The 24,258-nt window shown below is 62.3% G+C and carries 24 protein-coding genes; 13 read left to right on the top strand and 11 right to left on the bottom strand.

Features of this window, described 5'->3' with window-relative positions:
- Positions 1–194: 194 nt before the first annotated feature.
- The 5 genes from WD767_06595 to WD767_06575 all read left to right on the top strand — a co-directional run bounded on the left by WD767_06595 (position 195) and on the right by WD767_06575 (position 6,594).
- Complete coding sequence (locus WD767_06595; GenBank protein ID MEX2615746.1) at positions 195–1,439, top strand: ammonium transporter; 1,245 nt, start codon at positions 195–197, stop codon at positions 1,437–1,439.
- A gap of 258 nt (positions 1,440–1,697) precedes the next feature.
- Entirely contained in the window at positions 1,698–2,906 is a 1,209-nt protein-coding gene (locus tag WD767_06590) for an aminotransferase class I/II-fold pyridoxal phosphate-dependent enzyme (protein ID MEX2615745.1), read from the top strand.
- Positions 2,907–2,954: 48 nt separating this feature from the next.
- Positions 2,955–5,339 (top strand): DNA translocase FtsK 4TM domain-containing protein, encoded by a 2,385-nt coding sequence (locus WD767_06585; GenBank protein MEX2615744.1) that lies wholly within the window; start codon positions 2,955–2,957, stop codon positions 5,337–5,339.
- A gap of 34 nt (positions 5,340–5,373) precedes the next feature.
- On the top strand, positions 5,374–5,976 hold the full coding sequence (locus WD767_06580; GenBank protein MEX2615743.1) for an outer membrane lipoprotein carrier protein LolA: 603 nt from the start codon (positions 5,374–5,376) through the stop codon (positions 5,974–5,976).
- A gap of 132 nt (positions 5,977–6,108) precedes the next feature.
- Entirely contained in the window at positions 6,109–6,594 is a 486-nt protein-coding gene (locus tag WD767_06575; protein ID MEX2615742.1) for a YajQ family cyclic di-GMP-binding protein, read from the top strand.
- Between the two features lie 36 nt (positions 6,595–6,630).
- On the opposite strand, the gene WD767_06570 is transcribed toward WD767_06575, so the two are convergent.
- Entirely contained in the window at positions 6,631–7,464 is an 834-nt protein-coding gene (locus WD767_06570; protein MEX2615741.1) for a CmcJ/NvfI family oxidoreductase, read from the bottom strand.
- Positions 7,465–7,638: 174 nt separating this feature from the next.
- Between WD767_06570 and WD767_06565 the strand changes: the two genes are divergently transcribed.
- The 3 genes from WD767_06565 to WD767_06555 all read left to right on the top strand — a co-directional run bounded on the left by WD767_06565 (position 7,639) and on the right by WD767_06555 (position 9,581).
- Positions 7,639–8,037: a hypothetical protein gene (locus tag WD767_06565; GenBank protein MEX2615740.1), complete on the top strand. Its 399-nt coding sequence runs from the start codon at positions 7,639–7,641 to the stop codon at positions 8,035–8,037.
- Positions 8,038–8,095: 58 nt separating this feature from the next.
- Complete coding sequence (locus WD767_06560; protein MEX2615739.1) at positions 8,096–8,578, top strand: copper chaperone PCu(A)C; 483 nt, start codon at positions 8,096–8,098, stop codon at positions 8,576–8,578.
- 70 nt (positions 8,579–8,648) lie between these two features.
- Positions 8,649–9,581, top strand: coding sequence for an ABC transporter substrate-binding protein (locus tag WD767_06555; protein MEX2615738.1), 933 nt, complete (start codon positions 8,649–8,651; stop codon positions 9,579–9,581).
- Here WD767_06555 and WD767_06550 read toward each other — a convergent pair.
- Positions 9,554–10,831 carry a HAMP domain-containing sensor histidine kinase gene (locus WD767_06550; protein MEX2615737.1) on the bottom strand — a complete coding sequence of 426 codons (1,278 nt, stop codon included), beginning with the start codon at positions 10,829–10,831 and terminating at the stop codon, positions 9,554–9,556. The genes WD767_06555 and WD767_06550 overlap by 28 nt on opposite strands.
- A 240-nt stretch (positions 10,832–11,071) precedes the next feature.
- Positions 11,072–13,363 carry a mechanosensitive ion channel domain-containing protein gene (locus tag WD767_06545; GenBank protein MEX2615736.1) on the bottom strand — a complete coding sequence of 764 codons (2,292 nt, stop codon included), beginning with the start codon at positions 13,361–13,363 and terminating at the stop codon, positions 11,072–11,074.
- 142 nt (positions 13,364–13,505) lie between these two features.
- Between WD767_06545 and WD767_06540 the strand changes: the two genes are divergently transcribed.
- A complete protein-coding gene (locus WD767_06540) occupies positions 13,506–13,637 on the top strand; it encodes a hypothetical protein (protein MEX2615735.1) in 132 nt (43 codons plus the stop codon).
- A 24-nt stretch (positions 13,638–13,661) separates the two neighbouring features.
- On the opposite strand, the gene WD767_06535 is transcribed toward WD767_06540, so the two are convergent.
- The 3 genes from WD767_06535 to WD767_06525 all read right to left on the bottom strand — a co-directional run bounded on the left by WD767_06535 (position 13,662) and on the right by WD767_06525 (position 16,163).
- Positions 13,662–14,888, bottom strand: coding sequence for a threonine synthase (locus WD767_06535; protein MEX2615734.1), 1,227 nt, complete (start codon positions 14,886–14,888; stop codon positions 13,662–13,664).
- Positions 14,889–15,029: 141 nt separating this feature from the next.
- Entirely contained in the window at positions 15,030–15,815 is a 786-nt protein-coding gene (locus WD767_06530) for a ZIP family metal transporter (GenBank protein MEX2615733.1), read from the bottom strand.
- A gap of 6 nt (positions 15,816–15,821) precedes the next feature.
- Positions 15,822–16,163, bottom strand: coding sequence for a hypothetical protein (locus WD767_06525; protein MEX2615732.1), 342 nt, complete (start codon positions 16,161–16,163; stop codon positions 15,822–15,824).
- Positions 16,164–16,788: 625 nt separating this feature from the next.
- On the opposite strand from WD767_06525, the gene WD767_06520 reads away from it, so the two are divergent.
- The 4 genes from WD767_06520 (at position 16,789) to WD767_06505 (ending at position 20,113) form a co-directional block, all read left to right on the top strand.
- Positions 16,789–17,586 (top strand): gamma-glutamyl-gamma-aminobutyrate hydrolase family protein, encoded by a 798-nt coding sequence (locus WD767_06520; protein MEX2615731.1) that lies wholly within the window; start codon positions 16,789–16,791, stop codon positions 17,584–17,586.
- A 127-nt stretch (positions 17,587–17,713) separates the two neighbouring features.
- A complete protein-coding gene (locus WD767_06515) occupies positions 17,714–18,403 on the top strand; it encodes a fumarylacetoacetate hydrolase family protein (GenBank protein ID MEX2615730.1) in 690 nt (229 codons plus the stop codon).
- 20 nt (positions 18,404–18,423) lie between these two features.
- Positions 18,424–19,212 (top strand): exodeoxyribonuclease III, encoded by a 789-nt coding sequence (xth, locus tag WD767_06510; GenBank protein ID MEX2615729.1) that lies wholly within the window; start codon positions 18,424–18,426, stop codon positions 19,210–19,212.
- 19 nt (positions 19,213–19,231) lie between these two features.
- On the top strand, positions 19,232–20,113 hold the full coding sequence (locus tag WD767_06505; protein MEX2615728.1) for an S-methyl-5'-thioadenosine phosphorylase: 882 nt from the start codon (positions 19,232–19,234) through the stop codon (positions 20,111–20,113).
- A 3-nt stretch (positions 20,114–20,116) separates the two neighbouring features.
- Here WD767_06505 and WD767_06500 read toward each other — a convergent pair whose 3' ends face one another.
- The 5 genes from WD767_06500 to WD767_06480 all read right to left on the bottom strand — a co-directional run bounded on the left by WD767_06500 (position 20,117) and on the right by WD767_06480 (position 24,060).
- On the bottom strand, positions 20,117–20,530 hold the full coding sequence (locus WD767_06500; protein ID MEX2615727.1) for a rhodanese-like domain-containing protein: 414 nt from the start codon (positions 20,528–20,530) through the stop codon (positions 20,117–20,119).
- A gap of 101 nt (positions 20,531–20,631) precedes the next feature.
- On the bottom strand, positions 20,632–21,732 hold the full coding sequence (gene ychF, locus WD767_06495; GenBank protein ID MEX2615726.1) for a redox-regulated ATPase YchF: 1,101 nt from the start codon (positions 21,730–21,732) through the stop codon (positions 20,632–20,634).
- Between the two features lie 5 nt (positions 21,733–21,737).
- Positions 21,738–22,370: an aminoacyl-tRNA hydrolase gene (pth, locus tag WD767_06490; protein ID MEX2615725.1), complete on the bottom strand. Its 633-nt coding sequence runs from the start codon at positions 22,368–22,370 to the stop codon at positions 21,738–21,740.
- A gap of 4 nt (positions 22,371–22,374) precedes the next feature.
- Positions 22,375–23,022: a 50S ribosomal protein L25/general stress protein Ctc gene (locus tag WD767_06485; GenBank protein ID MEX2615724.1), complete on the bottom strand. Its 648-nt coding sequence runs from the start codon at positions 23,020–23,022 to the stop codon at positions 22,375–22,377.
- Positions 23,023–23,121: 99 nt separating this feature from the next.
- Positions 23,122–24,060 (bottom strand): ribose-phosphate pyrophosphokinase, encoded by a 939-nt coding sequence (locus WD767_06480; protein ID MEX2615723.1) that lies wholly within the window; start codon positions 24,058–24,060, stop codon positions 23,122–23,124.
- Positions 24,061–24,258: the final 198 nt, after the last annotated feature.

The raw sequence follows: 24,258 nt of genomic DNA, 5'->3' as shown, positions 1-24,258 counted from the left end.
ACAAATCCGTGACCACAGGAAATATCCCGGCATTTCGGGAAGCAGAAATACGTAACCGCCGTGGCAGGCTCACAGTCAGTACGCCGCGACAGACAGCGGCCCGGACAGACCGGCCGCGAGACGGAAAAGCAAGGAGAGGGTTGATGCGTACAATAATAGAGAGGTCCGGATACCTGCTAGCCGCCGGTATTGCCATGCTTGCGGGTCCAGCCATGGCGCAGGACGCTACGCTGGATACGGGCGATACGGCCTGGATGCTGACATCGACGGCGCTGGTGCTGTTGATGACGATCCCGGGCCTGGCGCTCTTCTACGGCGGTATGGTCCGCAAGAAGAACGTGCTGACCATGGTGATGCAGAGTTTCACGATCTGCTGCCTGTCGACCGTCCTGTGGATGGTCATCGGCTATTCCATCGCCTTTACCGACGGCGGCGCGGCGAACGCGTTTGTCGGCGGTTTAAGCAAGATGTTCCTCAACGGAATGGGCGCGGACTCGATGGAGGGGACGATACCGGAATCGGTCTTCATGACCTTCCAGATGACCTTCGCCATCATTACGCCGGCCCTGATCACCGGCGCGTTCGCCGACCGGATGAAGTTTTCGGCCCTGGTCCTGTTCTCGGGCATCTGGGTCGTCGTCGTCTATTCGCCGATCGTCCACTGGGTCTGGGGCGGCGGATTCCTTGCCGATGAGGGCGTACTCGATTTCGCGGGCGGCACGGTCGTGCACATCAACGCCGGTATCGCCGGCCTGGTTGCCGCCATCATGATCGGCAAGCGGCGCGGATACGGCGCCGAAAACATGGCGCCGCACAATCTCGTTCTGAGCGTTATCGGCGCCTCGATGCTGTGGGTCGGCTGGTTCGGGTTCAACGCCGGTTCGGCGCTGGGCGCCAATAATGGCGCCGGCATGGCCATGGCGGTCACGCAGATATCCACAGCCGCAGCCGCCCTGTCATGGATGTTCATCGAATGGGTCGTCCGCGGCAAGCCCAGCGTCCTCGGCATCGTGTCCGGTGCGGTCGGCGGCCTGGTGGCCATTACACCGGCGGCCGGTTTCGTGCTGCCGATGGGCGCCCTGTTCATCGGCATTGCTTCCGGCATCGGCTGTTTCTGGGGCGCCACGGTGCTCAAGCGGATGTGCGGCTACGACGATTCCCTGGACGTGTTCGGCGTGCATGGCGTCGGCGGCATCATCGGCGCGCTGCTGACAGGCGTATTCGCGGTCGAAGCCGTCGGCGGAACCGCGGGACTTCTCGAAGGCAACGCGGGTCAGGTCTGGACGCAGTTCGTCGGCATCCTGGCGACGATTGTCTACTCCGCCATCGCCACCGCGATCATCCTGAAGGTCGTCGACGCCATCTGCGGCCTGCGGGTCGAGGACGAAGTCGAGGTCGAAGGCACCGATATCAACCTGCACGGCGAAGTCGTCCAGTAGGCATTCCGGTTTCCACCACCCTGGCGGGGGGCTTCGGCCTCCCGCTTTTTTTGTGCGCAATCCCGGTTTCTCGGTTGCGGCGGCGCGCGCCAAATGCAGGATTCGCCGGATTGGTGGCCTTCGTTGCAGGGTTGAGTTACCACCGGACCGTATATAGAATCAGGGAGTTACGTTTCACTCCTGCGCCTTTGAACCAAGAAACCGAGCTAACCTGTCGTCTTGCAACACCGGACCGGACCAAACAGAGCCTGCATCGCCATGAAGAACAGCCGAATCGATAGCCTGTTCGACTACCCGTTCCAGAAGCTGGCCGTGCTTTTGAACGGCGTCGAACCCCGCCCGGGCCTGACGCCGATCATGATGCAGCTTGGCGAGCCGCAATTGCCGGCGCCGGATTTCGTGGCCGCGGAAGTCCACGGCAACCGCGACGAATGGCGCAAATACCCGCCCATCCGCGGATCCGATGAATACAATCGGGCGGCGGCGGACTGGCTGACCCGGCGTTACGGCCTGCCGGCGGACATGATCGACCCGCTGCGGCACCTGATTGCGTTGCCCGGCACCAAGGAGGGCCTCTTTCAGCTGGCGCAATACGCCGTCCCTGGCCCGGCGGAATGGCCCCGGAACGGCCCGCCGCTGGTGGCGATGAGCAACCCCGCGTATCATGTCTACAAGGGTGCGGCGGTCATGGCGGGCGCGGAAACGCTGATGCTGCCGGCGACGGCGGAAACGAATTTCCTGCCCGATTACACCGCGCTCAATCCGGAAACACTGCGGCGAATCGCGCTGTTCTACCTGTGCAGCCCGGCGAACCCGCAGGGTACCTTTGCCGATCTGGATTACCTGTCCGGGCTGATCCTGCTCGCCCGCGAATACGATTTCATCGTCGCTTTCGACGAATGCTATTCCGAAATCTACCGGGGCGACCCGCCGACAGGCGCGCTGGAGGCCTGTGTCGCGCTGGGCGGATCGCTGGATAATATGGTGGTGTTCCATTCGTTGTCGAAACGATCCAATGCGGCCGGCCTGCGTTGCGGGTTTGTCGCCGGAGATGCCGATATCATGAACGGATTCAACATGCTGCGCGCGACCGGTGGGGCCCAGATCCCCAATCCGCTGCTGGCCGCAGGGGCCGCGCTGTGGCGTGACGAAGATCATGTCGTCCCGACACGGGCGCATTACGCGAAACTGTTCGACATGGCTGAACGAATTCTGGGCAACCGCACCGGGTTCTACAAGCCGCCTGCCGGATTTTTCCTGTGGCTTGACGTGGGCGACGGCGAAACGGCGGCGTATGATCTGTGGCGGGACCATGCGGTCCGGACGATTCCGGGCGCCTATTACGCGCAGACCGATCCCGTAACCGGCGAAAACGCCTGCAAACAATATCTTCGTGTTGCGCTGGTGCACGATCTCGAGACCGCGGAAGAGGGGTTGCGCCGAATTGCCGAATATCTTGGCGAATAGATGATGTGACGATCCGCGCCGTGACGGCGCATCGAAAGGTGAACGACTATGGCGACAAATCGGAAAACCGCATTCCTGCCCGTTGGCGTGGAACAGTACATGCGTGACAAGGCGATCGAAGGCGCCGGGCTGACGCTGGTCGCCGTGGCGGTCACGCTGTTCGCCGCCCTGATCAGCTACTCGCCCTCCGATCCGTCCCTGAATACGGCTTCCGGTCAGGATGTCAGCAACCTGATGGGCCATGCCGGCGCCTATGCCAGCGATATCGTCCTGCAATCGCTCGGGCTTGCCGGCGGGCTGCTGGTACCGGTCGCCGCAGGCTGGGGCTGGCGGTTGTGGCAGGATCATTCGCTGTCGCGTACATGGCTGCGGGTCGGCCTGCTGCCGCTGGGGCTTCTGACAACGGCAATCGCCCTTTCCGGCATCCAGGCACCGGAGGCCTGGCCGCTGACCGCCGGACTTGGCGGATATGCCGGCACCTGGCTGACAGCGCAGCTTGTCATGCTGTTTCACGATCTCTCCGTGCCGATGGATATCCGCTTCCTCTTTGCCGCCGCGGCAATTCTTTCGCTGCCTATCCTGTTTATCGTCATCGGATTCAGCGGCGCGGAATGGCGCAGCGGCGCGCAGCGGACCGCCGGACTGCTCGGCGGCGTGCGCCATACGGTGCAGCGCGTCGGCGGGTTGCGCGAAACGCTGCGCGGATTGCTGCATCGTGTCCGGCATCCGATGGTCCAGCGAACGGGCAAGGGCGAGCGCCGCGAACCGATGCTGCTGGACGGCAATGGCACCGAGCGGGTGAAGGAGCCCCGCATGGTCAGGCCCGACCTTGTCGAACCAAAACCGAGCCGCCCGGCGCCCGGAAAGCGCGCCAGCGCCCAGCGCCAGCGGAGCCTTGACCTGGCGAGCCCCGAAGGGGAAATGCAGTTGCCGCCGCTCGACCTGCTGGACGATCCTGCGGAATCCGGCGGCACAAACCTGAAGATCGACGAGGAATCGCTGCAGCAGAACGCCCGGCTGCTGGAAGGCGTGCTGGAGGATTTCGGCATCCGCGGCGTAATCGAGAAGGTCCGCCCGGGCCCGGTCGTCACCCTGTACGAACTGGAGCCCGCCCCCGGCACCAAGACTAGTCGGGTAATTGGACTGGCCGACGATATCGCTCGCTCGATGAGCGCGATCTCGGTCCGCATCGCAACGGTGCCGGGTCGGAGCGTCATCGGCATCGAACTGCCGAACGCGCGGCGCGAGACCGTCTATCTGCGCGAACTTCTGGCCTCCAAGGCATTCGAGGAATCGCGCGCGAAACTGCCGCTGGTCGCGGGCAAGGATATCGGCGGCGCGCCCGTGATCGTCGACCTGGCGCGCATGCCGCATCTGCTGATCGCGGGAACCACCGGTTCGGGTAAATCGGTCGGGCTGAATGCGATGATCCTGTCGCTGCTGTATCGGCTGTCGCCCGAAGAATGCAAGTTCATCATGATCGATCCCAAGATGCTGGAACTGTCGATCTATGACGGCATCCCGCATCTGATCGCCCCGGTCGTCACCGAGCCGAAGCGGGCGGTCGTGGCGCTGAAATGGACCGTGCAGGAAATGGAGACACGCTACCGCGCGATGTCCAAGCTGGGTGTGCGCAATGTCGAAGGCTACAACAAGCGGGTGGAGGAAGCCCGCCGCAAGGGCGAAATCCTGACCCGCAAGGTGCAGACCGGGTTCGACGCGGAAACCGGCAAGCCGGTGATCGAGGAACAGCCGCTGGATCTGTCCTCGCTGCCGATGATCGTCGTCGTCGTCGACGAAATGGCGGACCTGATGCTGGTCGCGGGCAAGGATATCGAAGCCACCATCCAGCGGCTGGCGCAGATGGCCCGCGCCGCCGGAATTCACCTGATCATGGCGACCCAGCGGCCTTCCGTCGATGTCATCACCGGCACGATCAAGGCGAATTTCCCGACCCGGATCAGTTTCCAGGTCACCTCCAAGATCGACAGCCGTACGATCCTGGGCGAACAGGGCGCCGAACAGCTGCTGGGCCAGGGCGATATGCTGTATATGGCGGGCGGCGGGCGGATTTCCCGCGTCCACGGCCCCTTCGTGCACGACGCCGAAGTGGAATCTGTCGTCCGATTCCTTAAATCCCAGGGCGCGCCCACCTATATAGAAGCGATAACGGACTCGGAATCGGATGAATTCGGTGAAGAATATGGCGATGCTCCAGGGGCGACAGGCGACGATCTTTATGATCAGGCGGTTGCATTCGTTGCACGCGAAGGCAAGGCGTCGACCAGTTTTATCCAGCGCCAGTTCCGGATCGGCTATAACCGTGCCGCCAACATCATCGATACGATGGAAAAGGAAGGCGTCGTCAGTGTGGCCAATCATGTGGGGCGGCGGGAGGTTCTGGTCCGCGATCACGGCGGTCAGGCGGATTAGCCACCGGTTATCGATGGGATGCGCCGGCGCGGCGGTGTCAGCCCTGCTTCTGTTCGGGGCCATGCCCGTAGCGGCCCAGCAAAGGACGGCCCTGAGCGCCGCAGATCAGGCGACGATTGACAGGGTCGAGGACTATCTCAACTCGCTCCGCACGATCCAGTCGCGCTTCGTACAGGCGAACCCGGACGGCAGCTACCTTGAGGGTTCCATGTATCTGCAGCGGCCGGGCAAGCTGCGTTTCGAATACGATCCGCCGTCGCCCTACCTGATCGTCGCATCCGGCAGCTGGTTCATGTACGTGGATCGCGAACTGGGGCAGCCGAACTACATGCCGATTGAAAAAACCCCGGCCTATTTCATCCTCCGACCGAACTTCAATTTCGGCGAAGACCTGCGCGTCACATCCCTGCAGCAGGGCGAAAACGTGCTGCAGGTCGAACTGGAACAGGCCAGCGAGCCGGATGCCGGGCAGGTCATGCTGATCTTCACCGAATCGCCGCTGGAACTGCGCAAATGGCGCGTGATCGATTCGCAGGGCGGGCTGACGGACACCACCCTGATCAACCCGCGTTTCGGCGTCTCCATTCCCGAAAGGCTGTTCGAGTATCAGGCGCCACCGTTACCCGGCATCGACTGACCGGTTAAATCTGTAGGGGACGCTCACTTTAGAGCATCCGGTTTTAACAGCTCCTGCATCGCCACAGGCGATTCCAACAAACCACGATCTGATCTAGAATAGGGCCTCGATCGCCACTGTCCGGAGCTTAAAATGCCATCCTTCGATATTGTATCCCGCACCGAACTTGCCGAAGTCGACAACGCCGTCGGGGGTGCGATGCGGGAAATCGGCACGCGGTACGATTTCAAGGGCAGCGCGTGCAGTATCGAGCGCAAGGACGAGACCCTGCTACTCGCGGCCGACGATGAAATGAAACTGCGCCAGGTACAGGAACTGCTGCGCGGATACCTGGCGAAGCGCAAGGTCGAGGTCGGCGCCTTCGAATTCAAGGAACCGGAAAAGGCCAGCGGCAATTCCGTGCGCCAGACTGTCCTCATCAAGCAGGGAGTCGAACGCGAACTCGCCCAGAAGCTGGTCAAGGCGGTGAAGCAGGCGAAGATGAAGGTTCAGGTCGCGATCCAGGGCGACGAGTTGCGCGTTTCCGGCAAGAAACGCGATGACCTGCAGCAGGCCATCGCGCTGGTGAAGGAGCTGAAAATCGAACAGCCCCTGCAATACGTGAATTTTCGCGACTGATCCGGCCCGTGTCCGGTTCGCCGCAATGACCGTATTTCAGTAAAACGCGAAGGCGCGCATTTCGATGCTTTCGCGCGGCGCCGCGTCCGGCGGCGATGTCGGGTCGGTGAAGGACGTATGCGCCGTAAACTGCACGCCGGCGGACGCGTCGCTGTCGTACACCTTGAATACCAGCGCCTCGTCGATCTTCATCAGCGGGAAGTAATACCATTTATGCGCCGGGTTATGGGCGATATGATAGGTTTCGCCGGTACGGTCGCGGTAGCGCCGTTCGTTCCGGATGAATCCGCTGGCCGGGATGGAGCGGCCGTCGCACATCGCCAGCGGCTCCGATTCGACCACCGGCTGGATGCCCCGCCAGACCTGGATGATGGCAAAACGCCGCTGCAATGCCGCATCGGCTTCGGCGGGCGGCAATATATCACGCACGCGCTGCGGCGCGGAGCGTTCGGTGTAGTCGTTATGGACAGATTTTACCGTGCTGCGGATCCAGCGTTCCGCATGATGGGACGAATCGGTCGTCCGCACCGTGTGATCGAAGACCACCACGCGCGACGCGCCGCTTTCCTTGCGGATCAGGTTTTCGATTTCCGGGTAATAGGTGTTCAGGACATCCTGTTCGTCGAAGAAATTCTTCACCGCGGTCCGGTGCTGGCGGAAAACGAAGCCGTGCTTCTGCAACTCGAAGGGTTCCGCCGCCTTGCGGCCGTTTTCGATCCGCACTTTATGGGGTTCGTATTGCGGCAGTTGTTCCTTGTGCGCCTCTTCCGGCCAGTCGATATAGCGGATCGACGGCCCGTCGCCGATTATGTAATGCAGTTCACCCTCAACTGCGGTCTGTTCGCTGGTCAGTATGGCGGTATCGCTCATCTCGAAGGTTCCGTTCAAAAAGAAATCGGGGGCGCGCCCCTGTCTGCCCGCCACTATACGCTACAGATGGGCCGGGATCGCAACCCGTTCCACATGATTTTTCCGTGAGTTCGCCGCTTGCATCGCGGCGCGCAAACTGGTCGATTGGGGAAATTCAGGTTTTCGGGAATTACGGTGCGCACGCAAAGACAGGACCAGCAGGTATCCATGACGCTTTTCGCCGTGCTCCGCGCGGCGGCGCGGCCGCTTTCGCTGTCGGTGGCCATTGCCATGGCGACCGTTCTGCTGGCGCCGGTTCTCGCCTGGGCCGCGCAGCCGGACGATGACGCCCCGTTCATCTGCCGCGTGGCCGCCGCCGACGAGGCGCCGACCACCCCGCCGCAGGATCGCCACCCCTGCCCCTGTCCCGGACTCTGCGGCATGGGCGGCCCGATACTGGCGTCCGCCGCAACCACGGTTCCCGCGCCGAACCCGCCGACGGAAACCGCCGGATCCGGCAGTGGAGCCGACTTTTTCCGTGCCGCATTTCAGTTTGGCTTTCGGCCTTTCCTCCGGGGGCCTCCTCTTTCCTGAAATTCCATTGAAACGCCGGATAGCCGGCTGTCGAAAATTGAAATGACAGGTATTGAAAATGAAGACATTCACGTTCCTGGCCGCGACCGTCATGCTGCTCGCGCCAACCCTCGTCCATGCGGATATGGAAGCCCGCCTCGGCGATCTCGTCATTACCGGCGCCTGGACGCGCGCCACACCGTCCAGGGCACCGACCGGCGCCGGCTTCGTTACCATCGAGAACAAGGGCGGCAGTGCCGACAGGCTGATTGGCTTCCGCACGCCGATTTCCGAAAAGGCGCAGATTCACGCGATGACCATGGATAACGGCGTCATGAAAATGCGCCAGCTGGAGGATGGCATCGCCATTCCAGCCGGCGAAACCGTGACACTGGAACCCGGCGGGAATCACCTGATGTTCCTGCAGTTGAAACAGGGGATAGAAAAGGATTCCGCCGTTCCGGTCACGCTGGTGTTCGAAACCGCCGGCGAAGTGACGCTTGATTTCATGGCGGCTCCCATCGGCAGCCGGAAACCGGCGGAGATGCACCACAAGCACTGACCGTTATCCTTTTGACCGGACGCCGGACGCGCGCAAGACACGCCCCGTCCGGCAACCGGAGGACAGCAGCATGCCCGTCGAGATATCCGTTTGCGCCTTTACCGGCGCCGAAACCCTGCCGATACAGGCGGCGCAGGAACGGGGCTTCTATGCCGCCGAAGGGCTTTCCGTCCATTGCGAGAACGCGGCGGGATCGGTCGCGCAGATGGTCGGGCTGATCGACGGCGGGTTCGACATCGCGATGACGGCCATCGACAACGTCATTGCCTATAATGCGGGGCAGGGCGCCGCCACGCCGGAAAACCCGGCCGACCTGATAGTCTTCTTGGGCTGCGCCACCGACCCGCGCCCATTGATCGCCCGGCCGGAATGCGGGACATTCGCGGCGCTGAAAGGCGCGCGTATCGCCGTCGACGCCGTCAGCACCGGCTTTTCCTTCATGCTGCGGCAGCTATTGGAAGATTACGGTCTGCGCATGCAGGATTATGAGTTGATCCCGGTCGGCAACGTCACGGCGCGCTGGGACGCGGTGCGGAACGGCGATTGCGCCGCCGGGCTGCTGGGCAAGGCGCATGCGGCGGCGGCCGTGGCGGCCGGCTATACCTGGCTGCGCGGGGACCCGGACCCCTGGGACAATTACCAGGGCGGCGTCTTCACCGCGGATCGTCGCTGGGCGGCGGCGCATCGCGAAGCGGTGACCGGTTTCATTCGCGCGACGCTGCGGGGGGTGGACTGGGTCCTGGCGCCGGAGAACGCCGCCGACCTGCCGGAAATGCTGGTCCGACACCTGCCGCACATGAACCTGTCCGCGCAGGCCGCGCGGCGGGCGGCGGACGAATTGCATTCAGCGCATTCGATTTTGAAGGCGGGCCTGCCCATCAACATGGAAGGCACCCGCAGCGTCCTTGCCTTGCGGCGGAAATACGGCGGCCCGGGGGTGCCCCCGGATGCGCTGGAGCGCTGCCTCGAACCCGGTTATCGGGAAGCGGCGACAAGGGTCTGATCGTTTCTTTCCCCGGCGGGGTGCTCAAGGGTCCGAATCGCGGGAAACCCGACGGTCGCGACGGTTCCTTCGCCCGGCACACTTTCAAAGTCGAAACTGCCGTCATGCAACCGCGTCAGCAGTCGCACCAGGGGCAGGCCCAGTCCGGTGCCTTCGGCGTCTGTCCGGGTCGATGCATCGACCTGGCGGAAAGGTTCGAACGCCACGGCTATTTGCTTGGCGGCGATACCGATGCCGGTATCGGCTACCTGGAAGACCATCCTGCCGTCTTCCCCGACATTGGCGCGCACCGTTACCGTTCCGCCCGCGGGGGTAAACTTAACCGCATTGGACAGAAGATTGATGATGATCTGTTTCAGTTTCACGCCATCGACGACCAGCGGCGGAAGGTCGCGGCCATACTCCGCCAGAAGGGTAATTTTTCCGGACCGCGCCCGCTCCGCGACGAGCGAAAGACACATGTCGAGCACCTCGGTGACATTTACCGGATCCTCGTGCAGCGCCATGAATCCGGATTCGCCCTTGGAAAGGTCCAGGATATTCGAAATGACATCCAGAAGATGCTGTCCGCTGGATTGGATCGCATCGACATATTCCATGTAACGGGGATCGCCGAGCGGACCGAACGCTTCGGTCTTCATAAGGTCTGAAAATCCCAGCACGGCATTAAGCGGCGTACGAAACTCGTGGCTCATATTGGCAAGGAATTCCGATTTCGTCCGGCTCGCCACAACTGCTTCCTCCCGCGAGCGCAGCAGCGCCTGTTCCGCGCTTTGGCGATGGAATTCAGCGCCTGCCCGCTGGCCGACCAGTCTGAAAAACTCTTCCGCCGACAGGTCGTTTTCGAAGGGGCGATCGCCAATCGCGAAGGCGTGCGCAACATTCCGGCCTGCGGAATCGAAGATCGCCTCACCGCGATACGAAACGGCGCCGATCTGCGCAAGAAGCGGCGGACCGGAAAAACGTTCGGTCAGACAATCGGCATACAAGCGGTAGGGGTAGTCGGGCGTCGAATTGTAAATTTCGCCACAGGGGCTGTTGTCGACAGGATACGAAAAGGTGGCGGACGGTCCTTTTGCGTCCCAGAAGGCGATAACTTCAACAGTATGGCCATCGGCCAGCAGGCGTCCGAATCCCGCCCAGCGACACCCCAGACCGATTGTTAACGCACGCGCCGCAACGTCGAAGAATCCATTCCCGGTCGATTCCTTGCTGGCCAGTAATTCCAGTGCGATTACGCGCTGCGCCATTGTCAGATTCCCCGCGGGACATGAATGCTTGGCGATAATATCCCACACGCTGGTTGATACTTGTTTATGCGTACAGTTTGAAAAACTGTCGCGGAACAATATATTATACCGTCTGGCCGCACCCATAAACTCACTTGTTCGTGTTTATGGTTCGACGCAAACACGAATTCGGGAATGCGGTTGCCGGGGGCGCGCCGCTCCAAATCTCCAGCAAAGGCATAAGACAGGCAACATCGGGGGTCAGGACGGGTCCCTGTTCGTATCGCTTTCGATGGCGCCCGGTTGCTCATCGAAATCCGCGCTCTCGCCTTCAGGCGCCTTGACCAGCGTCGCCTTCGGCCGCGCGTCGCGGCGCTGACCGGAATCCTCGACATGAATATGCGCCGGCGGCGCATGCCCCTTGCTGTCGACGCCAAAATAGATCGTCCGGTGCGGGAAGGGAATCTCGATGCCTTCGATGTCGAACCGGTTCTTGATCAGCCGGTTGAACGCACGCTGCACACCGACTTGCTTGCCCGGCTGCACCTTGATCCGGGCGCGGATCACCACGGCGGAATCGTCGAAACTCTGTACGCCCATGATCTCGATATCCTCGGTAATCATTGACGCGAAATTCGCATCCTGACGCATCTCTACGCCGACCTCGCGAATAACGTTCATGCAGTGATCGACGTCTTCACGATACGCAATACCGATATCGAAGAAGGCAAAGGAAAATATCTTGCTGCGATTGGTCGTCGAGGTGACCTCGCTGAATGGAATCCGGTGAACGTCGCCCTGCAGGTCGCGGAGCTGGATCGAGCGAATCGAGATCGCTTCCACCTTGCCCTTGTATCCGCCCAGAACGACGATATCACCGACGCCGACGGAATCCTCGATCAGGATGAAGAAGCCCGTAATCACATCCTTGACGAAGGTCTGCGCGCCGAAACCGATTGCCAGCCCCAGGATTCCCGCCCCGGCAATCAGCGGCCCGATATTGACTCCGATTTCCGACAGCACCGTCAGCGTGACCAGCACCGCCAGCGCAATCATCACGACATTGCGCAGCAGCGGCAGCAGCGTCAATGCGCGTTGTCCTCGCGTGATTTCCTTTCCGTCGTCGTCCCGCGCCGCGAGGTAGCGTTCGATCCCCGCGCTGATCAGTTCCCAGGCCAGCAGCGCAATCGCAACAATGACCCCGACATTGACCACCCCCCTGGCAATTGCGCTGCCCGTCGGCGTCGCAGCCCAGCCCACCGCATCCAGACCCCATACATTGAGAATCGCCAGCACGGCGGCGCCGTACAGAATGAACTTTATGCCGCCGTTCAGTAAGGGCAGGTAGCGGCTGGCCCGGGCTTCCAGCCCCGGGAATCGGGCTTTCTGTTCCGCGGACAGGGAAAAGACCTGACGCAACCCTTTGCGTAGCAGCACCACGAACCCGTGCGACAGAACGATCACGACAAGCGTGAATCCCGTGGAGCGGATGACGTAGTCAAACCCGCCTCGCACCTCCAGCGCCCAGACGCCGAAAATGGCGACGATGTAGAGAATCGCGACCAGGTGCCAAATTTCGGCGGCGCGGCGGCGGAACTGGCCTATGACGTAGCCTGCATCGCCACGAATCCGGTCGGCAATGTCGATCCGGACCTGCAGCACCAGGACGATCAGCATCAGCGCCACTGTCAGCCCGAGCAGTTTCGCCATCGTCGCGTAGGTTGCCGGGGACGCGCCGAGAACGGGCAAGACCTCGGTCAGGAAGTAGCCGTAGGCCAGGACATAGACCAGGCGCCGGATCCAGATCAGACAGTAATTCGCCGTCTCGTCGCTCATCGGCAGCAACCGCATCGATGAGATTTGCGGGGCCAGGAACATCTTCGCGACCGTCAGGATGACGCGCGCCAGGACATTCGCGTTGATCAGGGCCAGCGCAAGGATCTTGCCGCCCTGCGCGGGCGCCAGCAGTGTCATCACCGCATAGGCTGCCGCGACGAACGCGGCGACGCTGACCAGGTCAAGCACCGTTCGCAGCAGGGCGAGACACGCGCGCAGCCAGAAGTCGCCGCCATCATGGGATTCTATCGACAGGTGGACCCGGCGCAGCATCCGTTTCACCAGCCATTCCGCCGCCAGGCCGGCGGCAAGAATCAGCGCGAGTTGCGCCACAAGCCACAGCCATTTGTCCCGTTCCGCCGGCTCGGAAAAATACGTTGCCGCAGCGGACAGCAGCGCCGGAATATCGCCGATTTCCCTGGCCAGCCCGGCGAGTTCGGTTCCGGCGGTGTCCATCTTCGCCGAAATCGTTTCCAGAAGCCGCGTGCCCATGGATTTCTCGGCCTCGGCCTGGCGCGCCCTTTGCGCGGCGACCAGCGCCTCGACATCCCTTACGAAGGCCTCGCGCCTGCTGTCATCCTTGAGGGTATCGAGCAACCGCTCCATTTCCTCGGTCGCGACCGGTTCCGGCCCGGTTGCCTCCTGCGCGTGAACGGGGCAGACGAACAGCAGCGCAAGCACGGCAATGAGCCGGATCATGGAAATGAATGTCATCATGAGAGATTAGCGTTATGGCGCCGGGCCCACAATGACGCCACGGACGATCATATCGGTGCTATTCATATATGAATTACTGTATATGAACTGGCGCGACGTTCGCCTGCCGAATTCGGAACGCGGACAGTGACGGACCCCTCGGATGGCGTTGGCGATGACACCCGATGTGCAGGCATTTTTCCATAAACCGGCAAACACGGTTTCCTGTGTCGTCAGCGATCCGGAAACGGCCGCCGCCGCCATCGTCGAACCGGTTCTCGATTACGATTTTTAATCGGGCCGCACCGGGACCGGACATCTAGCCGAAAACCGAATAATCGATTGCGTCGTCCTTGTTGAGCGCCGCCGACACCGGCGGCATCGGATATTTCAGGCCCGTCGCGCAGTTGTACAGAACGGCCGTTTCGTCCGGCGATACCAGCCCGTCCGCCAGCGCCTTCTGATAGGCGACGGCCGTTGCGGCCCCTTCCGGACACAGCAGCAGGCCGTCTTCCCGCGCGATCATGTCCCGGGCCTCGATAATTGCATCGTCGGATACGGCCATCGCGAATCCGTTCGATTCCCGCACCGCGCGGATGATCAGGAAATCGCCGACGGCTATCGGCACGCGGATTCCGGCCGCGACCGTATGCGCGTTTTCCCATAGCGGCGCGTGTTCGTCACCGGCTTCCCATGCCTTGACGATGGGGGCGCAGCCTTCCGCCTGCACCGCGACCATGCGCGGCATCCTGCCCGTAATCCAGCCCATTTCCTTCAGTTCGGCAAACGCCTTCCACATGCCGATCAGCCCGGTGCCGCCGCCGGTCGGATAGAAAATGACGTCGGGCAGCGTCCAGCCCATCTGCTCGGCCAGTTCCAGCCCCATGGTCTTTTTCCCCTCGATCCGGTAGGGCTCTTTCAGGGTGGAAATATCGAACCAGCCGACCGGGCCCTTGCCGTCGCCGACGATCTTGCCGCAGTCGTTGATCAGCCCGTTTACCTTCCAGACCGCCGCGCCCTGGAGCTGGATTTCACGGATGTTGATATCCGGTGTATCCGCCGGGCATAGCACCGTCGCCCGGATACCCGCGCGCCGCGCATAGGCCGCCATGGCCGCGCCGGCATTGCCGTTGGTCGGAATCGCCAGATGATCCAGGCCGAATTCCCGCGCCATCGAAACAGCGAGGCATAACCCGCGCGCCTTGAACGACCCGGTGGGCAGGCGGCCTTCGTCTTTCACGACGGCCTTGCCCGGTCTGGCGCCCAGTGCGGCGGCGGAACGGTCCAGCGGGATCAGCGGCGTCACCACCTCTCCGAGGGAAATACGGTTTTCCGGTTTTTCGACCGGCAGGAAGGGCGCATAGCGCCAGAATCCCGGCGCATCGGATGCGGCGATGTCGGCCTTGCTGACCGCTGCCGCCAGCCGTTCCAGATCGTAGCGCACCAGGAGCGGCCGGCCGGCCTCCGACAGGCCGTGCACCTTGCCCGCCTCATACCGTTTGCCGGTTATCGAACATTCCAGGTGCGTCACGTACGTGCCAGACATGTGCTCTCCAGTGCCTTCATTCGCGATTGAAAATCGAAACGGATCGGGACAGGCGCCGCCTGTGCGCCAGTTCGAAGCCGTTCATGCTATCCGGCTACACCAAGGCGGTAAACAGGACATCGATACCAGTCCGGTTCGTGATCACCCGAGGGTCGCGTCCAGGAACATCATCACCGCGAAACCGCCCATCAGCGAAAAGGTTGCCAGGCTGGCAAAGCCCTTGCGGTGGGTTTCGGGGATGATCTCGTCGCTGATGATGAACAGCATGGCGCCGGCGGCAAAACCCAGCGTCAGCGGCATCAGCGGCGCCGCGGCCCAGACCGCGACGCTGCCGAACAACCCGCCGACCGGCTCCACCAGCCCGGTTGCGAACGCGACCAGAAAGGACCGCATCCGGGTATACCCCACGGTCAGCAGGGACACCGCCACGGCGAGTCCTTCGGGTATGTTCTGGATACCGATGCCTGTCGCAAGCGTCATGCCGTTCGCGACATCGCCGCCCGCAAACCCGACGCCGACGGCCATGCCTTCCGGGAAATTGTGAATCGTTATGGCGATGACGAAAAGCCAAATCCGTTTCAGTGTCGCGCGGTCCGGCCCTTCGCGGCCCGCAATGAAATGCTCGTGCGGCATGAAGCGATGCATCAGGAACAGGACAGTCGCCCCCAACAGCAGTCCCGCAATGACAACCGTGACGGCCAGTACCCTGCTGTGAAATTGCGCCTCGCCATGTTCGATCGCGGGCAGCAGCAGGGAAAAGAAGGACGCCGCCAGCATGATCCCGGCGGCCACGCTCAACATCGCGTCCTCAAGCCGGTCGGATAATTTTCGAATGAAGAAAACGCCGAGCGCACCGACGCCCGTTGCGAGCCCCGCACTCAGGCTGCCCGCAAAACCAAGCCAGATGATGTTCGGTTCCGTTCCCATTTCCCGCTAATGGCCCCGGTATTCAGTGGCCATATCCTGAACCAGCCCCTGCGATCCGAAGGCGACCGCCAGCCCGATGATGGACGCGCTCGCAAAACAGGTCGTCACCGGCACGCCGAATTCCGACAGTGCGAAGCCGATTGCCGAAAAATACAACGTAACCACGAGCCCGCTGGAAATCAGGCTGATGACGGTGCGGGTCTTGTTGATCCGGTCCGCCAGGCTGCTGGTCATCGCCCGGACCGTAACGGTGCGGATCAGCCTCACGAGCAGATGCGCCGCGACCGCCGCAAGCAACACAACGGCAATCCGCTGCCACGCCGCCGCACCGGTCAGGAATTCGGGCATTGTCATGTCTCCGGCCTGGTTTCAGGCCACCGTTTTACACGCGGACATCCGCTTCGGCCAGACGAGACCGGCGGGTCCCGGCGACCTACAGTTCGTCCCGGGCAGCGCCGGATATAATACGCTGATTGAGAATGTTGCGTTTTTGTTCTTTTTGTGATAGGTTACGGGTTCCAATTTTACTGGCAGGCCGGATCGCGGTTCGTTCCGGCGTCAGCCGCATGGCCGGCAATGATTGCGAAAACAATTGTATTCCAGAACAGGACAATTCAGCCTGCGAGTGACGGGACCGATGTTAACGGATGTTAATCGATGTATAACGGGAGACTTTTTTTGCGGGGGCGGCTTTCCCGCCACACCCTTCCTCAATCATCTCGTGAGAGGATTCGGCCCCGCCGGAGAGACTGGTTCGGGCGAGGCCCGGGCCGGCGACGGTAACGAAGGAAGCGGCTGAATGCCACGGATGCCAATAAATGCATACAAAAGCCAATAAATGCCAATGATCGCCAAAAAAGCGCGGGTCGCGGCACCGTGAGGCCGCCGCGCATGCCGCACTGCACAATTATTTTAGCCTGCCAGCGGCCCGGAGGTCTTGCCGATATCCGCGCCGGAAGATATCCTTAAACCCATGAGTCGTAACGAATCACTGCCGATTGTGGGTATTCCCACCAACTACGCCATCGAAGACGAGCGTGGCATGCACCGCACCGGCGGGAATTATATCGAAGCTATATTCAGCGCAGCGGAATGCATGGCCGTCTTGTTGCCCGCATTCGGCGACCGCTATGACTTCGACGCGCTGGTCGACCGGCTGGACGGGTTGTTCCTGACCGGCGGTGCGCCGAATGTGGAACCGCACCATTACGGCGGCCCGCCGAGCCGCAAGGGCACCCTGCACGACCCGCGCCGGGATGCAACCGTCCTGCCGCTGGTCCGCAAGGCCATTGATGCCGGACTGCCGTTGTTCGGGGTCTGCCTCGGCATCCAGGAAATCAATGTTGCGCTGGGCGGTACCCTGCACCCCCTCGTCCACGAATTGCCCGGCAAGAACGAACACCGCATGGACCGGACGCTGCCCTCCGGCGAACGTCACGCGCCGCGCCATCCGGTCCATCTGACTAAAGGCGGCTATCTGCAGCAGCTTGCCGATGGCGCCAGCGAGGTCATGGTCAATTCCCTGCATGCGCAGGCGATCGACCGGCCCGCCGCCGGACTGAAGGTTGAGGGCATCAGCGACGACGGCGTGATCGAAGCCGTCAGCATGCCCACGGCAAAGAATTTCATGCTGGGCGTGCAATGGCATCCCGAAGCGCCGGGGCCGCTGCAATGGCCGCTGTCGCAGGCCATGTTCCGGGCCTATGGCGATGCGTGCCGCGCCCGCTGCCGCGCCCGAAACATGGCACAGCCGGGCTTTCGCGCCGCATAATCCGCGCCCACGGCCCGAAACATCCCATTCAGCCGTTTTACGAACCGGCCCGATGGTGTATTGAAATCGCCGGTCCGGGACGAATCGCACCGAATTCCGGCGCGCGGAACCAGCTGAGGAGAAGTACATGAGCAATTTTGCCATTCAGACCTGGGATAACCCGACCCTTCCGGTTGCGGGCAGCGATGCGCTGTTCCCGGTGCGGCGGATTTACTGCGTCGGCCGCAACTATGCCGCCCATGCCCGCGAAATGGGGCACGACCCGGACCGCGAACCGCCGTTTTTCTTCGCCAAGCCGGCGGATGCGCTGGTGCCGAACGGCGGCGACGTCCCGTATCCGGTCGCGACCCGAAACCTGCACCCGGAAATCGAGATGGTTGTCGCGCTGAAAAGCGGCGGCAGGGATATTCCGGTCGGAAAAGCCAACGACTGCATCTACGGTTACGGCGTCGGGCTGGACCTGACCCGCCGGGACATGCAGGGAGTCGCCAAGGACATGGGGCGGCCCTGGGACCTGTCCAAGGGCTTCGACCAGTCCGCGCCGACGACCCGCCTGCATCCGGTCAGCGAGGTCGGCCTGCTGGAAAAAGGCACGATCAGCCTGACCGTGAACGGCGAGCTGCGGCAGAAGGGCGACCTGGCCGACATGATCTGGAACGTCCCGGAAACCATCGCCTTCCTGTCCGGGCTGATCGAGCTGAAATCCGGCGACCTGATCTTCACCGGAACGCCCGACGGCGTGGCGGCGATCGAACGCGGCGACGTGCTGGTCGGCCATGTCGACGGGCTCGACGACCTCACCGTAAAGATCGCCTGACACCAAAGGAATTTGCCGTCATGCGGATCGCGACCTGGAACATCAACTCGGTGCGCCTGCGTATCGAGCGCGTGGCGAAATTCACGGCCGAATTCCGGCCGGATGTCCTGTGCCTGCAGGAAACCAAGGTGCATGACGACCTGTTCCCGGAAAAGAGAATCCGCGAAATGGGATACGATCACGTCGCCTTCGCCGGCATGAAGGGCTACAACGGCGTCGCGATCCTGTCCCGCCTGCCGCTGGAAAACGTGCAGCGCGTGAACCTGTGCGGGAAAAGCGACGCGCGGCATATCTCCGCCGTCCTGCCCGGCGATATCGAGTTGCATAATTTCTACGTTCCCGCCGGCGGTGACATTCCGGACCCTGTCGAAAACGACAAGTTCCGGCACAAGCTGGCTTTCCTGGACGAGATGACCGGCTGGTTTCCGGCAAATCGGGCAACAACGGACAGGATGCTGCTGGTCGGCGACCTGAACATCGCGCCGCTGGAAACCGATGTCTGGTCGCACAGGCAGTTGCTGAAGGTCGTGTCCCACACCCCGGTCGAGGTGGCGAAACTGGGCCTGGTGCAGGGCGCGGTGGACTGGGTCGATGCGGTTCGCTGCATCATTCCGCCGGAAGAAACGCTGTTCAGCTGGTGGAGTTACCGGGCGCGCGACTGGAGCGCGGCGGACAGGGGCCGGCGGCTGGACCATATCTGGGTGACGCCGCCGCTGAAGACATCGGTCACCGGCGCCCAGGTCGCCCGCGAGGCCCGCGGGTGGGAGCAGCCTTCGGACCACGCCCCGGTCATCGTCGATCTGGGCTGAGGCATATCAGGAGCGACTTATGAGCGAAGCCGGCTGCCCTCCCGTTATTGGCGTTATCGGCGGAAGCGGGCTGTATGACATTCCGGGTCTTGAGGATGTCCGCCGCGAGACGATCAGGACGCCGTTCGGCGCGCCGTCGGACGAACTGGTCTTCGGCACGCTGGACGGCCAGCAGATGGTGTTCCTGCCCCGGCACGGACGCGGCCATCCGCATTCGCCCACATCGCTCAACTACCGCGCCAACATCGATGCCCTGAAGCGCGCCGGCGTCACCGAAATCCTGTCGCTCTCGGCGGTCGGATCCCTGCGCGAGGACCTGGCGCCCGGCGCCTTTGTCATCGTCGACCAGTTTATCGACCGCAGTTTCGCCCGGACCAAGTCGTTTTTCGGCGAAGGCTGCGTGGCGCATGTTTCGATGGCCGACCCGGTCTGTTCGCGGCTTGGCGACGCGCTGGAAGCCGCCGCGCGCGAAGCCGGCATCGCGGCGACCCGCGGCGGCACCTATATCGTGATGGAAGGGCCGCAGTTTTCAACCCGCGCCGAATCGAATCTCTACCGGTCCTGGGGCTGCGACGTGATCGGCATGACCAACATGCCCGAAGCCAAGCTCGCCCGCGAGGCGGAGATGTGTTACGCGACCGTCGCCATGGTCACCGATTACGACTGCTGGCACGATACCCATGACGATGTCAGCGTCGAGGCCATCATCAGGGTACTGATCGACAACGCGGACAAGGGCCGGGATCTGGTGCGCGCCGTTGCGCCGAAGCTGTCGGACCGGCGGGAGTCTTGCCATGCCGGCTGCCAGACCTGCCTGGACACCGCGCTCATTACGGCGCCGGAGGCCCGCGACCCGGCGCTTGTCGCGAAACTGGACGCCGTGGCCGGGCGGGTTCTTTGAACCCTACTTGTTTTTTTCCGGTTTCGGTTCCGGCGCCTCGATCGGGCCGCCGGCGTCACGCCAGGCCCCGAAGCCGCCTTCCAGATGGGCGACGGGTTCCAGCCCCATGCGCTGCACCTGCTGGGTCGCCAGGGCGGACCGCAGCGCGCCGGCGCAGAAGAAGATGAACTTCTTCCCCGACCCGAACACATCCCGGTAATAGGGGCTTTCCGGATCGACCCAGAATTCCAGCATCCCGCGCGGCATATGCATGGCGCCGGGGATGCGGCCCTCACGGGCCAGTTCGCGCACATCGCGAATGTCGATGAACACGGTATTTTCGTCGCCGAGCAGCTTTTTCGCCGCTTCGACCGGCACGGTTTCGATTTCCGCGTTTGCTTCCGCGACAAGTTGTTTTGCGCTGATTCTTATCGGCATCCGCCTGCTCCGTAAGGGGCCTGAACTCAGGCCGGTTTCGTGGCGAAGAACGCGTCGGTGCGTCGCGTCCGAGCGCCTGACTGGATCTGCTGTTTTGCGCCTTATACGTTGAACCTGAATAGCATGATGTCGCCATCCTGTACGATATACTCCTTGCCTTCGAGCCGCATTTTTCCGGCCTCCCTGGCGCCCTGTTCGCCGTTCAGCATCACGAAGTCGTCATAGGATATTGTCTCCGCCCGGATGAAGCCTTTCTCGAAGTCGGTATGGATGACCCCGGCGGCCTGCGGCGCGCGGGTTCCCCTGGCGATGGTCCAGGCCCGGCTTTCCTTCGGTCCGGACGTGAAATAGGTGATCAGGTCGAGCAGCCCGTAGCCGGCGCGGATCACCCGAGCCAGTCCGGTTTCGCTCAGCCCGAGCGATTCCAGGTATTCGGCCTTTTCCTCGGCGGAACCGAGTTGCGCCACTTCGGCTTCGATCGCAGCGGACACCAGCACGCAGCTCTGCCCCGTCGCCGCCGCCATGTCCGCGACACGGGCCGACAGGGCGTTGCCTTCGGCGGCGCTTTCCTCGTCGACATTGCAGACATACAGAACCGGCTTCGCGGTGATCAACTGCAGCGCCCGGAACGCCGGCGCTTCGTCATCGCTGACCGGAACCGTCCGGGCGGGCTGTCCGTCCTGCAGCGCCGCCAGCGTCCGCTGCATCAGCGGCAACAGCGATTTCGCTTCCTTGTCGCCCGATCTGGCCCGCTTCTCCATCGGCCCGACACGCTTTTCCAGGCTTTCCAGGTCGGCCAGCATCAGTTCGGTTTCAACGATTTCCGCGTCGCGGATCGGGTCCACACTGTCCTCGACATGCGTGACCCCGCCGTCGTCGAAACAGCGCAGCACATGCACGATGGCCGCGACCTCGCGGATATGCCCCAGAAACTTGTTGCCCAGCCCTTCGCCCTTCGACGCGCCGCGCACGAGGCCGGCAATATCGACGAATTCCAGCCAGGCCGGGATTACCTGTGCGGATTTGCTGATTTTCGCAATCCGGCGCAGCCGTTCATCGGGCACGGAAACGCGCCCGGTGTTCGGTTCGATCGTACAGAACGGGTAATTCGCCGCGTCGGCCTGCGCCGTTTCGGTCAGCGCATTGAACAGTGTCGATTTCCCCACATTGGGCAGGCCGACAATACCGCAGTTGAACCCCATTTTTCTCAGGACTCCCGACCGGAATCCGGCGTAGCCGCGCCTTCCGCCGGTCTTTCAGACTTGGGTCGTGGCGGATTCAGTTTCATGGCGACCTGGCTCATGAAGGCATCGAAGGTACGCTTGCCCAGCCAGGGCGCAGATTCGGCAATACCGTCGAGGACCTTGTCGACCAGAACCGATTCCGTCTTTGCGAAATCGCCCAGGACATAACCATGCACCCGGTCCTTGTCGCCCGGGTGTCCGATACCCACGCGCATGCGGTAATACTCCTTGCCGATATGCGCATCGATGCTGCGCAGCCCGTTATGGCCTGCATGGCCGCCGCCCTTCTTGATCCGGATCTTGCCCGTCGCGAGGTCCAGATCGTCATGGATGACCATGACGTCGTCCGGCGCCAGCTTGAAGAACCGCAAGGCCTCTCCGACGGCACGGCCGGACTCATTCATGAACGTGGTCGGCTTGACGACCAGCACCCTTTCGCCGTCGAGCGATCCTTCGGCGACCAATGACTGGAACCGGGCGCGATAGGGCTGAAATGAATGGCGGCGGACAATTTCATCCACCGCCATGAAGCCTATATTGTGCCTGTTCCTCTCGTATTTCGGGCCGGGATTTCCCAGACCCACGAGCAGCAACATGAGCCTAGTCCTCTTCGGCGTCGGCTTTCTCTTCTGCGTCGTCGTCCTCGTCGCCTTCGTCCTCGGCGTCTTCCTCGGTCTCGACATTTGGCGCCGCGATGGTGGCGATGGTAAAGTCACGGTCGGTAATAGTCGGCTCGACGCCTTCCGGGACCGTAACATGGCTGAAATGAATGCTGTCGCCGATATCGAGCCCGGTGAGGTCGATGTCGAAAGACGCCGGAATCGCATCGACCGCGCATTGCACTTCAATATCGTAGCGGACGACGTTGAGCACGCCGCCACGGCGGAGCCCCGGGCATTCCTCTTCATTCAGGAAGTTACAGGGGACTTCGACCGTTACCTTGGTCGCCGCGGAAACGCGCAGGAAATCGACATGTTGCGGCACATCCGTTACCGGGTGCAGTTGAATATCGCGCGGCAGTACCCGTTCGGTGTCGCCGCCGTCGATCTTGATATCGAAAACCGTGGAAAAGAACGATCCGCGCTCCATGCTCATGCGCAATTCAAGAGGATCGATCGCAATCATTCTGGGGTCTTTCTTGGCGCCATAGACAACGGACGGCACCTTGCCGGCACGACGTACGGCACGGGCGGCCCCCTTACCGGCCCGATCCCGAGGCACGGCCCCGAGGGTAAATATTTCAGCCATTTGAATTCTCCGATTGAACGAACCAGGACGCCTCCTCCAGGGGGGGCGGCGTCACGCGAAGGGCGCTCTACGCGCTGTAGCGCAAAACGTCAACATGAATCACACGAAAAGGCTTGAAACTGAACGGTTCTCGGCAATTCGCAGAATGGCTTCGGCAAGCAACGGTGCGATCGTCAACTGGCGCATATTGGGCGCCGCCATCATCTCTTCCGTCGCCTCGATACTGTCTGTCGTCACCAGGCTTTGCAGCGGCGATGCCGTCACCCGGGCAACCGCGCCGCCGGACAACACCCCGTGTGTGGTATACGCCTCAACCGCCAGTGCGCCCTTCTGCATCAAAGCATCCGCCGCGTTGCACAGCGTCCCGGCCGAATCGACGATGTCATCGACCAGAATACAGCGGCGGCCGGAAATCTCCCCAATGATATTCATCACCTCGGAGTCGCCGGCCTTTTCCCGCCGCTTGTCGATTATCGCCAGGTCGGCGCCGAGGCGGCTTGCGATGGCGCGGGCCCGGACGACACCGCCGACATCGGGCGAGACGATGACCAGTTCGTCGCCATTCTGCGCCCGCGCGGCCTCCATATCCTTCAGGAACACCGGCGCCGCGATCAGATTGTCGGTCGGGATATCGAAAAATCCCTGAATTTGGCCCGCATGCAGATCCATCGTCAGGACCCGGTCGACGCCGGCGGTGGTGATCAGGTTGGCGACGAGCTTTGCCGAGATCGGTGTCCGCGGGCCTGTTTTCCGATCCTGCCTTGCATAGCCGAAATAGGGAATTACCGCCGTAATGCGCTGCGCCGATCCGCGCCGCAACGCATCTATCGTCACCAGCAGTTCCATCAGGTTGTCATTCGCGGGAAAACTGGTGGACTGGACGACGAAGACGTCCTCGCCACGGACGTTTTCCAGTATCTCGACAAAGACTTCCATGTCGGAGAAACGGCGAATTGCCGCCCGCGTCAGCGGTGTGTCGAGATATTGGCCAATAGCTTCGGCCAACGGCCTGTTACTGTTGCCGCTGAGTATCTTCATGCCAGAATCCGGATTGTTGCCTTGCCCAAAGCCGCCGCCAGCCCCTGGGCGACGGGCCTCTCAGGCCAACCCCCCCCCTTTTGGTAGCGCGGCGCTTGTATATCAAGGGCCGTCCGACCTGTAAATGTCTCGCGGACATTACGACAGGGTACAATCATGAATCGTTAACGTGCGAGGATTTCGGCGCGGAATGCCGGG

The sequence above is a fragment of the Alphaproteobacteria bacterium genome, from assembly GCA_040905865.1.
Classification (GTDB): Bacteria; Pseudomonadota; Alphaproteobacteria; order UBA8366.
The sequence above is the reverse complement of the archived record's forward strand: the minus strand, read 5'-3'. Positions and strand labels throughout refer to the sequence as shown.

Excerpts from the sequence above, each read along its gene's own strand:
- WD767_06525 (MEX2615732.1), bottom strand. The coding sequence starts at position 16,163 with ATGCCCGAATTCCTGACCGGTGCGGCGGCGTGGCAGCGGATTGCCGTT.
- WD767_06480 (MEX2615723.1), bottom strand. The coding sequence starts at position 24,060 with ATGAAGATACTCAGCGGCAACAGTAACAGGCCGTTGGCCGAAGCTATT.
- xth (MEX2615729.1), top strand. The coding sequence starts at position 18,424 with ATGCGGATCGCGACCTGGAACATCAACTCGGTGCGCCTGCGTATCGAG.
- WD767_06550 (MEX2615737.1), bottom strand. The coding sequence starts at position 10,831 with ATGGCGCAGCGCGTAATCGCACTGGAATTACTGGCCAGCAAGGAATCG.
- WD767_06530 (MEX2615733.1), bottom strand. The coding sequence starts at position 15,815 with ATGGGAACGGAACCGAACATCATCTGGCTTGGTTTTGCGGGCAGCCTG.
- WD767_06595 (MEX2615746.1), top strand. The coding sequence starts at position 195 with ATGCTTGCGGGTCCAGCCATGGCGCAGGACGCTACGCTGGATACGGGC.
- WD767_06555 (MEX2615738.1), top strand. The coding sequence starts at position 8,649 with ATGCCCGTCGAGATATCCGTTTGCGCCTTTACCGGCGCCGAAACCCTG.
- ychF (MEX2615726.1), bottom strand. The coding sequence starts at position 21,732 with ATGGGGTTCAACTGCGGTATTGTCGGCCTGCCCAATGTGGGGAAATCG.
- WD767_06500 (MEX2615727.1), bottom strand. The coding sequence starts at position 20,530 with ATGCCGATAAGAATCAGCGCAAAACAACTTGTCGCGGAAGCAAACGCG.
- WD767_06590 (MEX2615745.1), top strand. The coding sequence starts at position 1,698 with ATGAAGAACAGCCGAATCGATAGCCTGTTCGACTACCCGTTCCAGAAG.
- WD767_06535 (MEX2615734.1), bottom strand. The coding sequence starts at position 14,888 with ATGTCTGGCACGTACGTGACGCACCTGGAATGTTCGATAACCGGCAAA.
- WD767_06485 (MEX2615724.1), bottom strand. The coding sequence starts at position 23,022 with ATGGCTGAAATATTTACCCTCGGGGCCGTGCCTCGGGATCGGGCCGGT.
- WD767_06560 (MEX2615739.1), top strand. The coding sequence starts at position 8,096 with ATGAAGACATTCACGTTCCTGGCCGCGACCGTCATGCTGCTCGCGCCA.
- WD767_06505 (MEX2615728.1), top strand. The coding sequence starts at position 19,232 with ATGAGCGAAGCCGGCTGCCCTCCCGTTATTGGCGTTATCGGCGGAAGC.
- WD767_06545 (MEX2615736.1), bottom strand. The coding sequence starts at position 13,363 with ATGATGACATTCATTTCCATGATCCGGCTCATTGCCGTGCTTGCGCTG.
- WD767_06575 (MEX2615742.1), top strand. The coding sequence starts at position 6,109 with ATGCCATCCTTCGATATTGTATCCCGCACCGAACTTGCCGAAGTCGAC.
- WD767_06585 (MEX2615744.1), top strand. The coding sequence starts at position 2,955 with ATGGCGACAAATCGGAAAACCGCATTCCTGCCCGTTGGCGTGGAACAG.
- WD767_06540 (MEX2615735.1), top strand. The coding sequence starts at position 13,506 with ATGGCGTTGGCGATGACACCCGATGTGCAGGCATTTTTCCATAAACCG.
- WD767_06515 (MEX2615730.1), top strand. The coding sequence starts at position 17,714 with ATGAGCAATTTTGCCATTCAGACCTGGGATAACCCGACCCTTCCGGTT.
- WD767_06570 (MEX2615741.1), bottom strand. The coding sequence starts at position 7,464 with ATGAGCGATACCGCCATACTGACCAGCGAACAGACCGCAGTTGAGGGT.
- WD767_06520 (MEX2615731.1), top strand. The coding sequence starts at position 16,789 with ATGAGTCGTAACGAATCACTGCCGATTGTGGGTATTCCCACCAACTAC.
- pth (MEX2615725.1), bottom strand. The coding sequence starts at position 22,370 with ATGTTGCTGCTCGTGGGTCTGGGAAATCCCGGCCCGAAATACGAGAGG.